The sequence below is a fragment of the Paenibacillus cellulosilyticus genome, from assembly GCF_003182255.1.
Classification (GTDB): Bacteria; Bacillota; Bacilli; order Paenibacillales; family Paenibacillaceae; genus Paenibacillus_T; species Paenibacillus_T cellulosilyticus.
Genome location: NZ_QGTQ01000035.1, coordinates 26,477 through 40,981, shown reverse-complemented (window position 1 = coordinate 40,981; position 14,505 = coordinate 26,477). Strand labels below are relative to the sequence as shown.

Genomic DNA, 14,505 nt, shown 5'->3' with positions numbered 1-14,505 from the left:
AGCGACATGAAAACGATATTGATCGCAGATGACGAGCCGAGAACAAGAGAAGGCGTCCGCAAAGTGCTGGAGGCATGGTCAGCAGGACGTCATCGGATTGTCGTCGCAACTAGCGGCGTCGAAGCGCTGGCATGGCTGGAGGACAACGAAGCGAACGTACTCATTACAGATATCCGGATGCCGGAGCTTGGCGGGCTGGAGCTGGTCGAGAAGCTGAAGGAGATGGACCATCCGCCGGTCGTCATCATCATTTCGGGTCATCCCGATTTCACCTATGCGCAGCGGGCGCTGCAATTCGGCGTCGTGGAATATTTGCTCAAACCATTGGATAAAGCTAAGCTGGTCGCAGCGGTGGAGGCGGCTTTTAAGCGGGAAGAGGAGCTCCACCGAATTGAACGGATGGAGCGGCTCGTCGATGAAAAGCTGCTCGAGACGGTCGGTCAGGAGAAACGGTATAACTCACAGGTGCAGGAAGCGATCCATTATCTCGATGCGCATTTGCATGATCCGATCACGATGCGTGACATTGCCGATCATCTGCATCTGAACGCAAGCTATTTCAGCGTGTTGTTCAAGGAGCAGACGGGGCTGACATTCAGCGAATATTTGACGCGCCGAAGGGTACAGCGGGCGAAGGAAATGCTGACGAATACTGAGCTGACGATCACGGAGATTGCTGAGCGCGTTGGGTACCAGACGGCGAAATATTTTGTAAAAGTGTTTCGTACGATGGAAGATATGAGCCCTGGACAATACCGGAAGAGCGTCGTTCATCGCGAGGAAACGATCCAATAAAAGATCTACAGCGGAGAAGGAGGTGTAACCGTGTTCAAAAATTGGACGGCATTATTGTTGACCCTATGCCTCGTATTGGTGGTAGCAAGCTGCAGCAGCAATAAAGATGGTGCTGCTGCTAATAATATATCTGAAAGCGGTACCAAGATTACGATCACGTTCATGCATCTGTGGCCCGAAGGCATTGCAGCAGGTCAGAACAAAATCGTCAATCAGATCATTAATGATTACGAGCATGAACATCCGAACGTCATCATCAAGCAGGACGTGCTCGATAACGAGCAGTATAAGAACAAGCTGAAGGTGCTGTCGGCTTCCAACAAGCTGGCTGACGTTGGCGTCACTTGGGCGGCAGGGTTTCTACAGCCCTATGTGGCAGGCGGCTTGTTCACGCCATTAGACGACCTGCTCAGTGGCGAATTGAAGGATAAGTTCGTAGCGGGCACGACGGAAGCTTATTCGATCGATGACAAGACCTATGCGCTTCCACTGGAGTTCAACATTGCACCTGTCTATTACAACAAATCTATCTTCGACAAATACAATTTGAAGGAGCCTCAGACCTACGACGAGTTCAAGCAGGTGGTCAAGACACTCGTGGATAACCATGTTGCGCCAATAGCGCTCGGCAATAAGGACCGTTGGATGGGTTCGCTCTGGTATATGTACCTGGCGGACCGCTATGCAGGCCAAGAAGCATTGGCTAATGCAATTAACGGTACAGGCTCTTTCATGGAACAAGGTCTCGTGAAAGCGGCAGGTGAGGTGCAGTCGCTTGTCGATAGCAATGCATTCGTGAAAGGCTTCAACGGCTTATCGAATGAGGAAGCGAAGTCGGTATTTCTGCAGGGCAAAGCAGCGATGTTCCTGACAGGGACATGGGAGCTGCCGAACTTTACGACGAACGAGGATGTTCCGCAGCAGTTTCGCGACAGCGTTGGATTTTTCAAATTCCCTACGGTCGCTGGCGGTAAGGGCAACGAGAACAGCTGGGTTGGCGGCCCGGGCGTAGGCCTGTTCGTTGCAGAGAATTCCAGCGTGAAGGCAGAAGCGAAGAAATTCGTTGAGTACTTCGTTGACAAATGGGGCGAGCAGTCGGTGACGGGTGCAGGCGTCATCCCAGCGACGAAGGTGGATACATCGAAGCTGCAACTGCCGCAGCTGTATATCGATCTCTTTAATGAAACGAATCAGGCGAGCAGCATCACATTGTTCGCAGACGTTCAGATGAAAGCGAACGCGGCGGAGACGCATCTTAACCAAATTCAAGCGTTGTTCGGCAAGGCGACGACGCCGGAGAAGTTCTCACAGGCGCATGATACAGCAATTAAGAGAGGCAACTAACTAATCTGTACAAGGGTATGTTTGCTGTAACTATGAAGAGCCGTCCCAACCAGTCATGCGACTGAAGGAACGGCTCTATTGCAATGCGCATTATTGTGGATTCGTCGTCCAAATGCCTGCGGCTTTCACGAACACGCGCGATGGGAGCTTCAAGGTTGCGAGCGCAAGCTCGGCAACGTCCTCTGCCTGCATCATGCGGTCTTCGTCACCGATCTTAAGGCCGGCGTTGACGGCGAGCTCCGTGTTGACCGTGCTTGGCGTGAGCGCAGTTACGCGAATGTTGAATTTGCGAACCTCCTGCAGCAGCGATTCCGTCAGGCCGAGAACAGCGAACTTCGATGCACAGTAAGCGGAGCCAGTCGCGAAGCCGCGCTCGCCTGCCGTAGATGCAACGTTGATAATGCTGCCGCTATTTTGTGCAATCATCGTTGGCAGAACGGCACGGGATACATGATAAGTGCCCATCAGGTTCACTTGAATAATTCGTTCCCATTGCGCTGGGTCCATATCGACGAGCGTACCGAACTGCGCGATTCCCGCGTTGTTGATCAGAATATCGATCGATCCCAGCTGCTCCTTCAGCGAAGCAACAGCTGCTTCAACCTCCGAAGCGTTCGATACATCGGCGGAAGCGACGTAAGCACGAATGCCATATGTACTTGTCAGCGAAGCTTGAAGCGCCTCAAGATCTGCGCTGCTGCGGGCGATAAGTCCAACATGTACGCCTTCCTTCGCAAGCACCTCTGCGATCGCTTTGCCAATGCCTTTGCCAGCTCCAGTAATAATCGCTGTTTGGTTATTTAATTGCATTTTTTTCTCTCCTATCCTAAATCCGTTTTTTCATTTGTGCCGGATTCGTTTATTCTATAACAGATGGACCTTTTATATAAGGGCTAACTTCTTCGTTATGTGGTTATCTGGCGGTAACCTTACGATAATAGAAAGGATAATGAGGATGGGAGATCTAAGGGAAGAGATTCGGGAGAAAATCGAGAACAAGCAGTTTAACTGCGAGAAAGAGCTGACGTTGTCTATCATTAGTGGGAAGTGGAAGATCGTCATTATTTATCAACTCGGCATCGATGGTCCTCTTCGGTTCAATGCGATTCAAAGACTGTTCCCCAGAATATCGCACAAAGTGCTCTCGAATCAGCTGCGGGAGCTGGAGGAGGATGGCATCGTCAATCGGCAGGTGTACCATGAGGTTGTACCGATACAAGTTGAATATTCGCTTACACCGCTTGGCGAAACGCTGCTTCCGATCGTGCTCATGATGTACGATTGGGGCAAGAAGCGGATGGAGGATTTGAAGGTGTAAAATAAAATGCCGCAGGCGTAAGCCTGCGGCATTTGTTTTGTAGAGTATGCTCTTAAGCCTTACGCGATTGCGTGTCTGCCGGGAGCTGTACAGTGAACGACGTCGTTTCATTCAACACGCTCTTCGCAGAGATGCGGCCCTTCGACTGTTCGACGATCGTCTTCGCAATGGCAAGGCCAAGTCCGTAGCCGCCATTTTGGCGAGAACGGGAAGCATCGACGCGGTAGAAGCGGTCGAAGATACGTGCCAGATGCTCCTGTGGGATGCCTTCTCCCGTATTGGTGACGGTTAGCTGCTGATCATGACCGTGCTTCTTCAGCGTGAGCTTAATGGAGCCGCCAGCGTTCGTGTACTTAATGGCATTGTCGAGCAGAATGAGAATGACCTGCTTCATCTGCTCACTATTGCCCTTCGTGTACAGGTCCGGCGAGATGTCGTAGTCCAGCACCATATTTTTCTCGAAAATAACGGCTTCGAGCGTTAGAATGATGTTTTCAACCGCTTCGCTTAGATTGAATGAGGTCATGATTACACCCTCGCGGGCATCCTCCATCTGGGTCAAATAAAGCAAATCACTTGTCAGCGTCCGCATTCGTTCCGTCTCTGACTTGATATGGTTCAGCCATTTCATTTGGGTCCGAATAATATCATCGCTGTTCGCCAATAACACGTCTGCATTCGTATTGATGACGGCGAGTGGTGTCCGCAGCTCATGTGACGCATCAGCGATAAACCGCTGCTGCTTGTCGAACGCTTCTTTAACGGGTGCAATGGAGCGATTCGCGAAATATCGGCTGGTGAAGTAAATGACGACAAGCATGATAAGACCAACGGCCAGGAATGTGTATAACAGGTTACGAAGGAATTGGTATTGGTTCGTTACATCCATAAACACGATGGAGTACCCCTCGACCGTATTCTCCACATTATATTCCCACCGGTTGCCATCCAGCGTGAAGTTGCCTCGAGTGGCGTCACTGGAGGAAGCATGCTCAACGGCAAGCTTGTAGAAATCATCATCCATATCGAAGCGGGAATCCGTCTTCGTAATGTTCCAATCGGCGTCTGTATTAATGGCGAATGATACCGAACGTTCAGGTTGAGGGCCTAATTTGCCGCCGCCGCCGCCAACATTGCCAACAATGCCTATGTCGCCGCTAGGCGTCTTCAGTTCACTGTCTTGATCCTTCGGTCCGTGATTATCGCCGAATTTGCCGCCGCCATTCATCCCGCCAGATTTTCGATAAAAATCAGACACTTGAATGAAATCATTATTCATTGTCTTATGGTTGTACTGATAGGTGATCGTATAGATCGATGAGAAGGCTACAATCATGATTAGGCTGATGATGACCATGTTCACGATGAGCAGCCGATTGCGCAGCTGATTGAACATTAGGAAGTCTCCTCCAGTACGTAGCCAACGCCTCGGATCGTCGAAATCCGGACCGAAGATTGCAGGAACGTCAATTTTTTGCGCAGGAATGAAATGTAAACCTCGACGTTGTTATGCTCCACATCCGAATCGAATCCCCACAGCTTCTCGATAATGAGCTCCTTGGACGTGATCGCTGTCTTCCTCATAATGAGCAGCTCCATCAGCTCACATTCCTTCAGAATGAGCTTCATTTCCTTTCCGCTGCATGTAAGCTTCAGATTCGCTGTATTCAGTTCAAGGTCGCCGAACTTCAAGCTGTCGTCAGGCACGACCTCGCCTCTTCTTCTTAATGCCGCCCGAATGCGGGCCAGCAGTTCGCCTGTTGAGAAAGGCTTGGCCACATAATCATCTGCGCCGTAATCGAGCCCGGTGATTTTGTCGTGCTCTTCGCCTTTGGCGGTTAGCAAAATGACGGGTGTAGCAACGCCTTCGTTCCTTAGTTCTTTCAATACAGTAATGCCATCCATCTTCGGAAGCATGATGTCGAGCAGCAGCAGATCATAGATGCCGGCTAGGGCGTTATCGAGACCCGCTTGGCCGTCATGGACGACATCGACGGAATAATTATGTTTCTTCAATATTTGAGATAAAGCTTCAGCGAGGTTAACCTCGTCTTCAACAATTAAGATTCGCATGTCGGAATTCCTCTTTTCTTGGTGTTGTCTTGGTGAGCCTATTATAGGAAGCGAACCTTTAATCAAGCTTAAAGTCTCTGCTGCAAGCATGATTCGATGCCGAATAGGCTTCTTATGGTACTCCGTGATTAGAAGAAAATCTTACGAAAAACCTTTACAAACATTTAAGATTCGTTAAAGGTTACCGTCCTAATATACAGTCATGAACAGGCGATGCAAGACGCACTTAGGACAGGGGGAACGAAAGATGGCCATTGAAGTATTTAATCGATACGAGAATAAGTATCTGATGGACAGCCAGTCTTTTCAAGACATTTATAACCGATTGCTTCAATATATGGACTTGGATGAATACAACCAGAACAATCAATTTTACTCGATCAGCAACATTTATTACGATACCGAGCAGCACTCGATTATCCGCAACAGTCTCTCGAAGCCGAAATATCGTGAGAAGCTGAGAATTCGGGCGTATGGTGTACCGAAGCCGGATGCCAAGGTATACGTGGAGCTGAAGAAGAAGGTATTTGGTCTCGTTAACAAAAGAAGAACGGCGATGAAGCTCGATGAGGCTTATGAGTTCGTTCGGACGGGTAAAGTACCGGAATTCAAGCCTTATATGAATAAGCAGGTTATTCAAGAAATTCAATATTTCCTTCAGCGCTATGAGCTGCAGCCGGCTGTGTATCTGGCTTATGACCGGATCGCGATGTTCTGCAGAGGCAACAGGGATCTGCGCATCACCTTCGATACGAATATCCGCTCACGTCGAGAAGATATCAGGCTGGAGGATGGCGATCACGGCGAAGCGCTCATGGCGCCAGGCTTATGGCTGATGGAAGTGAAAGCCGAGAAAACCGTTCCCGTATGGCTCGCGCATCTGTTGTCCGAGCTGCAAATGTTCCGAACGGGCTTCTCCAAATACGGTAACGAATACCGCATGAATATTCGCAATGAACAACAAATAAAGGAGCGACTCCAATTATGTTAGATTCCCTATTCTCGACTACAGCGTCCGTGACCGAATTATCGCTTAGCGATGCACTCATTACTTTGTTCCTATCCTTCGCGCTAGGCGCAATTATCAGCCTCACCTATATGAAAACACAAGCAACCTATACGCAAAGCTTTGCACTTACGATGATCGTATTGCCTACGATCGTAGCCATTATTATTCTGCTAATCGGCAGCAATATCGCACGAGCGTTCAGTTTAGCAGGCGCCTTCTCGATTATCCGGTTCCGAAGTGCTCCCGGTGACTCGAAAGACATCTCGTTCGTCCTGTTCACGATGGCGGCCGGTCTCGCGTGCGGCGTCGGCGCTTATGGCTATGCTGTATTGTTCACGATTGTACTCTGCTTGCTGATGTTCCTGCTGAAAGCAATCAAATTCGGGGCGAAAACGTCCACGCATAAACTGTTGAAAGTTACGATTCCTGAAAACCTGAACTATGAACGTACGTTTGATGAGATTTTTAACATTTTCAACGTGAAATATGAACTGAAGAAAGTAAGAACGACCGAGCTGGGCAGCTTGTACGAGCTGGTTTATGCCGTCACATTCGATGATAACATCGATCAGAAGGAACTGCTCGATGCGATCCGCGTCCGAAATGGCAACCTTGATATTTCGCTGACGATGGCACCAACTGTCGTTGAGGGTTAACTTGAATTGAATTTATGAACTTGCAGCAACCGACCAAACTGGAAGGGAATTGATTCTATGTATAACAAGAATAAAAAAAGATTATCGAAGCTGGCGATTATCGCAATGTGTACGGCAATGCTTGCTGCTTGCGGCAGCAATTCGACGGCATCTACGACTACGAGCAGTACCGTAAGCACAAGCAATGTGACAGCAACAACGACCAGTGCATCGGTTCAGACGGCAAGCTTGGATCTCAGTAATGAGACGATTGAATACGACGCAGATGATAGGTATACCGATTGGGATGCATCCGAGGTTACGACGATTAAGTTGAATGGGACAACAGCATCCGTAGAAGGTACAGGTGCAGAAGTGAAGGATGGCTCCATATCGATTACGGCAGCTGGTACGTATGTTGTGAGCGGCAAGCTGGATGATGGGCAAATCATCGTGAACGTAGCCGATAAAGGCGTTGTCCGCCTGATTCTAAATGGAGCGGAAATCCATTACAGCAAGAGCTCTCCGATCTATGTAGAGGAGGCAGGCAAGCTTATTCTGTCCCTGCCAGAAGGCACGGACAACGTGGTGTCGGATGGAACGTCGTATGAGTTCGCAGACGATTCGACCGATGAGCCGAACGCCACGATTTTCAGCAAAGATGACATGACGATTAATGGCACTGGCAAGCTGACGGTAGAAGCGAACTACAATAACGGGATTACAAGTAAAGATAAGCTGAAAATTACGGGCGGCACATTCAATATTACAGCAGCCGATGATGCGATAATGGGACGCGATCTGGTTGCTGTGAAGGACGGCGAATTCGTAATCGATGCGCAAGGCCACGGTATTAAGACAACGAATGATAATGAGGGCGATGAAGGTATTATCGCCGTGGAGGGCGGCACGTTCAGCATTGAATCCGGGAAGGATGGGCTGCACAGCAGCGGCGGCATCGCGATTAACGGTGGTGATTTCCACATTGCGGCCGGCGATGACGGCATTCATTCCGATATTGCACTTCTGATCGCTGATGGGACGATCGACATTACGCAGAGCAACGAAGGTCTTGAGGCAAGCTCGATTACGATTGCCGGCGGGGAAACGCATGTTGTCGCAAGCGATGACGGCGTGAATGCGGCGAGCGGAAGCAGCGATACCGAAGGCACAGAGGGTGAAGCGCAAGGTGGCGCACCACAAGGAGAGATGCCAACGGATGGAACGGTACCAACAGATGTACCGCAAGATGGCACGGCTCCGGCAGATATGCCTCAGGATGGAACTGCCCCAGCAGATATGACACAAGGCGGCGGTCCTAAAGGCGGCGGCATGCCAGGCGGGGAAGGCTCCTCTTCGAACAATATGCTGACGATTACCGGCGGCTATCTGAGCGTAGACGCGCAGGGCGATGGCCTTGATGCGAATGGCAGCATTACGATGTCCGGCGGCACCGTTATCGTTAATGGTCCAACAATGAATGGTAATGGCTCACTCGATTACGATGGTACGTTCGATATGACAGGCGGCGTACTCATTGCAGCAGGCAGCTCCGGAATGGTTCAAGCAGCTTCCGACAGCTCGACGCAGGCGGGCATTCTGATGACGTATCCAGAGACGCAGCTGGCTGGAACACTTGTTCATCTCGAAGATGACGCAGGCAATACGATCATCACGTTCGCCCCTTCGAAAAACTATCAAGCGGTCTACATCAGCTCACCGGATATGAAGAAGGACACGGCTTATACCCTCTACTCGGGCGGTACGTCAAATGGCACAGAGAAGGGCGGCCTCTATGATGGCGGAGATTACAGCGGTGGAACGAAAGTCGTGTCGTTCACAGCTTCCTCGACCGTAACATGGGTCAATGAGTCCGGCGTAACCGAAGCAAGCAGCGGATTTGGCGGCGGCTTCGGTGGTGGCGGAGGCGGCAGAGGCCGCGGCGGAGATCGCCAAACTAGCGGTACGGAGTCATAATTTCTACCATATGCTTCCTTCCTGTGATAGAATGATAGAGCAGTTCATTCCTATCATTTGGAAGGGGCATATTCGTGCTTAAAGGGAAATTTTCTATGAAACGCTTATCGCTGCTGATGCTGGTGGCGGTAGTCATCATCATTGCTGGCTGTCAAGCGGTAGCGGGAGTTGATCTCAATCGCGTACTGCTCAATAGCCTGAAGGTACAAACATTGGAAAGCAAAGGATCATTCTCGTTCCAATTGCTTCGCAATGAGGCAGCGGATACTAACGAGGAGTTGTCCGATGAATCAGCTGAACTGATGTCGCTCTTCTCGAATATAACGCTGCAGGTTGATGAAGCGAAGCAGCAGGATAGCACACACATGTCGATGAAAGGCGCGCTGAAGCTCGGCGAACGTTCGATTGGGTATTCCCTTATTGTAGATGGACAGACCGCGCTGATGACAATAGAAGGAGCGAAACGTCCATTCTGGATCGACATGACGGGACGCACTGCACTGGATATGTACAATTATGGTCTGGACTTGGAGGATGACGGTTCTGCTCAGACAGACAGTACATCGCTGACGGAGATCGGTTACAAGCTGATGGATCATGTAGGCGGCTATTTGATTGATAAAATGCCGAATCCAACGGATCTGTCCGTTGATCCGATCGTGCAGGAGACCGTAAACGGCGAAACGCTGTCGCTCGCGCATGTGAATGTGAAGCTGGATGCTGCACAAGCATGGACATGGGTGAAGTCGTATTTGACGGTGCTGACGAGTGATCGTGACGGTATGCGTACGATGATGAAAGGCTTCGTTGACCTCGTATTGGCTGATCCAGTGCTGCGGGATGCAATCGCGGTGGATGAGAACGGGGAAGTATACGAACCGACTGAAGAAGATATCGACACAGCTGTCGATGAGATTATCGATGAGTTGACGTCTTTGAATGAATCGATGATCGAGATGGAGAAAGAAGATGACTTCAGCGAAGTCATCAACAAGAATAGCTCGGTTAAGGCAGACGTATATGTCGACGCGACGCTTGATATTCGCAAGCTGTCGCTTGAAGCACAGTACAAGCCGGACTTTAGTACAATTGAAGATGAAGAAGAAATGCCGTTCGAAGGCTTCGTGCTTCGCATGGATCAGGAACGCTGGAACGTCAATGGCGATGTTGTAACGGAGAAGCTTACGAAGAAACAGCGGCTGTCCGCAATTTCGCTGGAATCGCTGGAAAGCAAACAAGGCTACGAGACGCTTCGCTTGTTCGATCCGTCATCCGATGCTTATTGGCTGCTCCGCAACCAATTCCATATCGGCAAGCAAACGGCTAGCTGGTCGGTGTGGTCAGAAGATACGCCGGTTATTGTAACGGCATCCGGTGTTACGATTGTCCCACTGCGAGACGCGGCTAATAAGCTCGGACTGAATTTGACAGTAGAGCGTGATGGCATTCATCTGAGTGACCCTGCTACAGGCACAACCATTGTCGTGAACAAGGGAAGCAAGCAAGCGCTCGTGAATGGCTCGAAGGTGACTTGGTCTTATCCGGTTACGGTAGTCGATAACGTTGCTTATGTACCTGCTCGTGACTTTGCTAAAGCATTAGGCGCGACGGTATCATGGTTATCGTATGACGATATCAAATATAGATTTACAATGGAACGTGAAGTCGGATAGACTAAGGATTGCAATTGGATTATGTTTGTAGGAGGACAACGCCATGCAAATCATTACGACAGATGAAGCATTCCGCGAAGCGGTTGCTGGCGAATTGACCATTGCTGTGTTCAAGACAACGTGGTGCGGTGACTGCCACTTTATCGATCCATTCATGCCAGAGGTTGAGCAGGCCTATGCCGATCGTCTCAAGTTCGTGCAAATCGACCGTGACGATCTCCCTGACCTGTGCAGCGAGCTGAACATTCTTGGCATCCCAAGCTTTATCGCCTTCAAGAACGGCCAAGAGCTTGTTCGTTTCGTCAGCAAGCTTCGCAAAACACGCGACGAGATCGAGCAGTTCCTAGACCGCGCAGTAGCCGTTGCCACAGCATTGCCACAAGCTTAACAACGTTTCATACACACTAAAGTCCGTACCTTGAAGAGCTCAACTCTTCAAGGTACGGACTTTTTTTATATTTTAGCCCAGTTAAACGCACAATAAGTAAGCTCACCCCAAAGGGGTAGGCGACTTCCAGCACGCATCGCCTTGGCGGGGTTGTATTATTACGCACCCAAAGTAAGCTTGCCCCAAGGGGGCACGCGACTCCCAGCACGTAGCTGCTTATTTGCGCCTCAGCGGTGTTTTATACAACCAAAGTAAGCTTGCCCCAGAGGGCACGCGATTCCCAGCACGGAGCATCTGGCTCACGCCTCTGTTCTGCCACCAACCCCTTCCGGGGTCCAGGGGACGGGAGTCCCATGGGGTCCTCCCTAGCAGGGAGGATTTAGGTGGGTAGAAATATTGGTTTTAGTTAGTTAATAAATGTAAAATACCGGGTTCAAGGGGCAACGCCCCTTACCACCTCCTGAGGAAGGAAATTGGCGGGCCCCCACGAAGTGTCCCATTTTCGACATAGCATTCAATAATTCATAAGGCTATAATGAACATAATGTTGACATGTTATGGAGCTCACAATTATTAGAAATTGGGTGATAGTCGTGATTACGGGGCGTTATCGTGTGGTTGCTACCGCTTCCTGTATCGTTATGCTTCTTGTTCTGCTCGCGGGCGCGCTTGTAACGAACACCGATTCTGGCAGAGGCTGTGGTGATGACTGGCCGTTATGCAACGGTAAATTCGTACCGGCTTATACGCTGGAATCTTTGATTGAATATTCACATCGTGCCATTAGCGGCTTAGCAGGTATATTAACTTTATTAACATTTATAATGACGATGAAGAGCTACAGACAGTATGGTGAAGCTGTGTTGTATGCTAGCGGCGCGTTGGCGTTGACGATTGTGCAAGCCTTAATGGGCGCAGCTGCTGTCCTGTGGCCGCAATCGGATGCGGTGATGGCCATTCACTTCGGCATCTCGCTGCTCGCATTCGCATCAACCATGCTGCTTGTTATTTGGATAAGCCGTTACAGACGAACGGGGAGAACCAGCAGCTGGGGGTCTGCAGTACCTCGCAAATATTATGGAATCATGCTGTTTACGGTCATTTACAGCTATTGTGTCGTTTACTTAGGTGCTTACATTCGCCATACGGAATCGTCGGGTGGATGTGTCGGATGGCCATTGTGCAACGGCGAGTTCGTCCCTAAGCTGGAAGGTGCAACGCTGCCTGTGTTCCTGCATCGTATCGCGGCGATTATTCTGTTCTGCGTGCTGCTGTATGTATTCATTGCAGTACGCCGCAGTGGGGCGAGGGGAGAACTGCTTCGTGCGACGAGTGCATGGTCTCTTGTGCTCGTTATCGCTCAGATCTTCAGCGGCGCATGGCTGACACATGAGCTGACAAACGAGAATATGTTTGTATTTACAAGCTTGGTCCATAACTTAATTATTTCAGGGTTGTTTACGATCATGCTCGATATGCTCATTCGAAGCCGAATGCATCGAGACAGTAGAAGATAACAACTCGATTCTCACGAGCGAACAACAAACGCCGCCGACACATCATGTGACGGCGGCGTTGTCGCAACTTGATTATAGTTGAAGGAGCTATGCCGATGCTGCGTACGATGTTCGGAGAGCCGCCGTTAGTGCCGGAAGGCAGGTTGGCTGCTGCAATTCATGAGATGTGGAATTTCTCCCGATTGATGAATGGACAGATTCAGGTAGGTACACCGTCTGAAGGCAAGCTGCGCAAATATGATATATGGACGCGAGGGCTTATCGGTTCGCTCGACGAGATGGAGCAGAGCTGTTATGCAGCGGATCGGTTTGCTGCCCGCATCACGAGTGCTGCAGTCGGACAGATGTCGCCAGAGGAACAGCTGGACTACCATCGCTATGTGTATTTTGACAAAAACGGTTTTATTCGCATGTTCTCCTTGCTTGATAAGCTGGGGACGCTGCTGAACGATGTGCTGGAGCTGGAGACGGAGCGGATGAAGCCGCATTTCTCATACTTCACAGTGCTGCGCAATATGCGGCTCAATCGGAAGCATCCTGCACTTGGACAAGTGCTCGATGAGCTGAAGGAGCGGTATAAGACCCCGATGAACCGGCTCCGCCGCAGACGGAATGTAGAGATTCATTTAATGAATTCTGAGCTTCAGGACGATCTGCAGCAAAGTCTCCAGCGGCATGGGGAAGAGCCAGTGCTGGAGAATATTGAGACACAGACGGCAGATATGCGTCTTGGTCTCGAGCTTGTAATCGAATCCCTTATTTTGTCCTATCAATATTGTTACCGTCATTGGAATGACCGTTAGACCGCCGTTGTATGAGGTGAACTCGAATAAAAGTGTCGGAAGCGGGCACGATGAGGAAGAACAAAAAAAGAGTCTTGCCGCAGCGGACGAATGTCTGTGGGCAAGACTCTTTGCATCGTATCAGGCTCGTTGAAAAGGCTGATTAGAATACTTGTACAACCTCTTCGATACCTTCAACTTCTTCAAGCAGTGCGCGTTCGATACCGGCTTTCAGCGTGATGGTCGAGCTTGGGCAGCTGCCGCAAGCGCCTACCAGACGAAGCTTTACAATGCCGTCCTCAACGTCTACCAGCTCAACGTCGCCGCCGTCGCGCTGCAAGAAGGGACGCAGTTTATCCAGTACGTCCAATACCTCGTCGTACTGCGTCGATTGGTTAGTTTCGCTCATTGCAATCAACTCCTTTCTCCCCTATTATAGTACAAAGCGATTGAAATGAAAATGGATTCGAGGCGGAATGGAGTCGATTGATCGCGCGGATTCATCCGCACCGTTGATTAGCATTCGTGAAATTATAGTTTCTTATACATGCGCAGTACGGAGGTAAAAACTATGCTGAAACCGATCGTTGAGTTCTGCGCCAGCAACATGCATCATGGCACCGATCGCATCATGCAGCGGCTGGAGCAGGATCCTGACTATGAAGTCATCGAATACGGCTGTCTAGGCAACTGCGGGGAATGTTATCTGTTCCCGTTCGCCTTGGTCGACGGCGAGATAGTAGCGGCCGAAACAGCCGATAAGCTATATGATGAGATCGTAAAGAGTACAGAACAACAGCGCGCCCACCAAGCCGCGCTGGATAAACTGCTCGACGACATGTAAAAAACGCCTGTGGCAGGCGAGCATCCATGCTCCCGCCACAGGCGTTTTTACTAGTAAGCTCGAACGAGAGTTGTACCCCAAAGGGGTACACGGCTCCTAACACGTAGTATTTGATCCGCGCCTCTGTCTCGCCACCACCCCCCCTTCCGG

15 protein-coding genes are annotated in these 14,505 nt (G+C 50.1%); 11 read left to right on the top strand and 4 right to left on the bottom strand.

The features are described 5' to 3' along the window. Window positions 1–6: 6 nt before the first annotated feature. Together DFQ01_RS27065 and DFQ01_RS27060 are read left to right on the top strand one after the other, a co-directional pair. A complete protein-coding gene (locus tag DFQ01_RS27065) occupies window positions 7–795 on the top strand; it encodes a response regulator transcription factor (RefSeq protein WP_110047066.1) in 789 nt (262 codons plus the stop codon). Window positions 796–825: 30 nt separating this feature from the next. Next, window positions 826–2,139: an extracellular solute-binding protein gene (locus DFQ01_RS27060; protein ID WP_174812799.1), complete on the top strand. Its 1,314-nt coding sequence runs from the start codon at window positions 826–828 to the stop codon at window positions 2,137–2,139. Window positions 2,140–2,229: 90 nt separating this feature from the next. Here DFQ01_RS27060 and DFQ01_RS27055 read toward each other — a convergent pair whose 3' ends face one another. Then, a complete protein-coding gene (locus tag DFQ01_RS27055; RefSeq protein WP_110047065.1) occupies window positions 2,230–2,949 on the bottom strand; it encodes a 3-ketoacyl-ACP reductase in 720 nt (239 codons plus the stop codon). 145 nt (window positions 2,950–3,094) lie between these two features. Between DFQ01_RS27055 and DFQ01_RS27050 the strand changes: the two genes are divergently transcribed. After that, window positions 3,095–3,457, top strand: coding sequence for a winged helix-turn-helix transcriptional regulator (locus DFQ01_RS27050; protein WP_110047064.1), 363 nt, complete (start codon window positions 3,095–3,097; stop codon window positions 3,455–3,457). Between the two features lie 52 nt (window positions 3,458–3,509). On the opposite strand, the gene DFQ01_RS27045 is transcribed toward DFQ01_RS27050, so the two are convergent. Both DFQ01_RS27045 and DFQ01_RS27040 read right to left on the bottom strand, forming a co-directional pair. Continuing rightward, window positions 3,510–4,853 (bottom strand): sensor histidine kinase, encoded by a 1,344-nt coding sequence (locus DFQ01_RS27045; protein WP_110047063.1) that lies wholly within the window; start codon window positions 4,851–4,853, stop codon window positions 3,510–3,512. Further along, the gene (locus tag DFQ01_RS27040) at window positions 4,853–5,530 is read right to left on the bottom strand and encodes a response regulator transcription factor (protein WP_110047062.1); all 678 of its coding nucleotides are present in this window, start codon (window positions 5,528–5,530) and stop codon (window positions 4,853–4,855) included. The genes DFQ01_RS27045 and DFQ01_RS27040 overlap by 1 nt, the downstream gene beginning before the upstream one ends. Before the next feature lie 247 nt (window positions 5,531–5,777). Between DFQ01_RS27040 and DFQ01_RS27035 the strand changes: the two genes are divergently transcribed. The 7 genes from DFQ01_RS27035 to DFQ01_RS27005 all read left to right on the top strand — a co-directional run bounded on the left by DFQ01_RS27035 (window position 5,778) and on the right by DFQ01_RS27005 (window position 13,532). Continuing rightward, complete coding sequence (locus tag DFQ01_RS27035; RefSeq protein WP_110047061.1) at window positions 5,778–6,521, top strand: polyphosphate polymerase domain-containing protein; 744 nt, start codon at window positions 5,778–5,780, stop codon at window positions 6,519–6,521. Next, complete coding sequence (locus DFQ01_RS27030) at window positions 6,515–7,195, top strand: DUF4956 domain-containing protein (protein WP_110047060.1); 681 nt, start codon at window positions 6,515–6,517, stop codon at window positions 7,193–7,195. Before DFQ01_RS27035 ends, DFQ01_RS27030 begins: the two co-directional genes overlap by 7 nt. A gap of 57 nt (window positions 7,196–7,252) precedes the next feature. Further along, window positions 7,253–9,151, top strand: a complete 1,899-nt coding sequence (locus DFQ01_RS27025) for a carbohydrate-binding domain-containing protein (RefSeq protein WP_110047059.1) — start codon at window positions 7,253–7,255, stop codon at window positions 9,149–9,151. Window positions 9,152–9,246: 95 nt separating this feature from the next. Further along, complete coding sequence (locus DFQ01_RS27020; RefSeq protein WP_110047058.1) at window positions 9,247–10,824, top strand: copper amine oxidase N-terminal domain-containing protein; 1,578 nt, start codon at window positions 9,247–9,249, stop codon at window positions 10,822–10,824. 43 nt (window positions 10,825–10,867) lie between these two features. Next, window positions 10,868–11,212, top strand: a complete 345-nt coding sequence (locus tag DFQ01_RS27015; RefSeq protein ID WP_110047057.1) for a thioredoxin family protein — start codon at window positions 10,868–10,870, stop codon at window positions 11,210–11,212. Window positions 11,213–11,826: 614 nt separating this feature from the next. Next, window positions 11,827–12,729 carry a COX15/CtaA family protein gene (locus DFQ01_RS27010; RefSeq protein ID WP_342770017.1) on the top strand — a complete coding sequence of 301 codons (903 nt, stop codon included), beginning with the start codon at window positions 11,827–11,829 and terminating at the stop codon, window positions 12,727–12,729. 95 nt (window positions 12,730–12,824) lie between these two features. Then, window positions 12,825–13,532 (top strand): Cthe_2314 family HEPN domain-containing protein, encoded by a 708-nt coding sequence (locus DFQ01_RS27005; RefSeq protein WP_110047055.1) that lies wholly within the window; start codon window positions 12,825–12,827, stop codon window positions 13,530–13,532. 142 nt (window positions 13,533–13,674) lie between these two features. Here DFQ01_RS27005 and DFQ01_RS27000 read toward each other — a convergent pair whose 3' ends face one another. Continuing rightward, window positions 13,675–13,920: a NifU family protein gene (locus DFQ01_RS27000; protein WP_110047054.1), complete on the bottom strand. Its 246-nt coding sequence runs from the start codon at window positions 13,918–13,920 to the stop codon at window positions 13,675–13,677. Between the two features lie 165 nt (window positions 13,921–14,085). On the opposite strand from DFQ01_RS27000, the gene DFQ01_RS26995 reads away from it, so the two are divergent. After that, window positions 14,086–14,355, top strand: a complete 270-nt coding sequence (locus DFQ01_RS26995) for a YuzB family protein (protein WP_110047083.1) — start codon at window positions 14,086–14,088, stop codon at window positions 14,353–14,355. Window positions 14,356–14,505 lie beyond the last annotated feature (150 nt).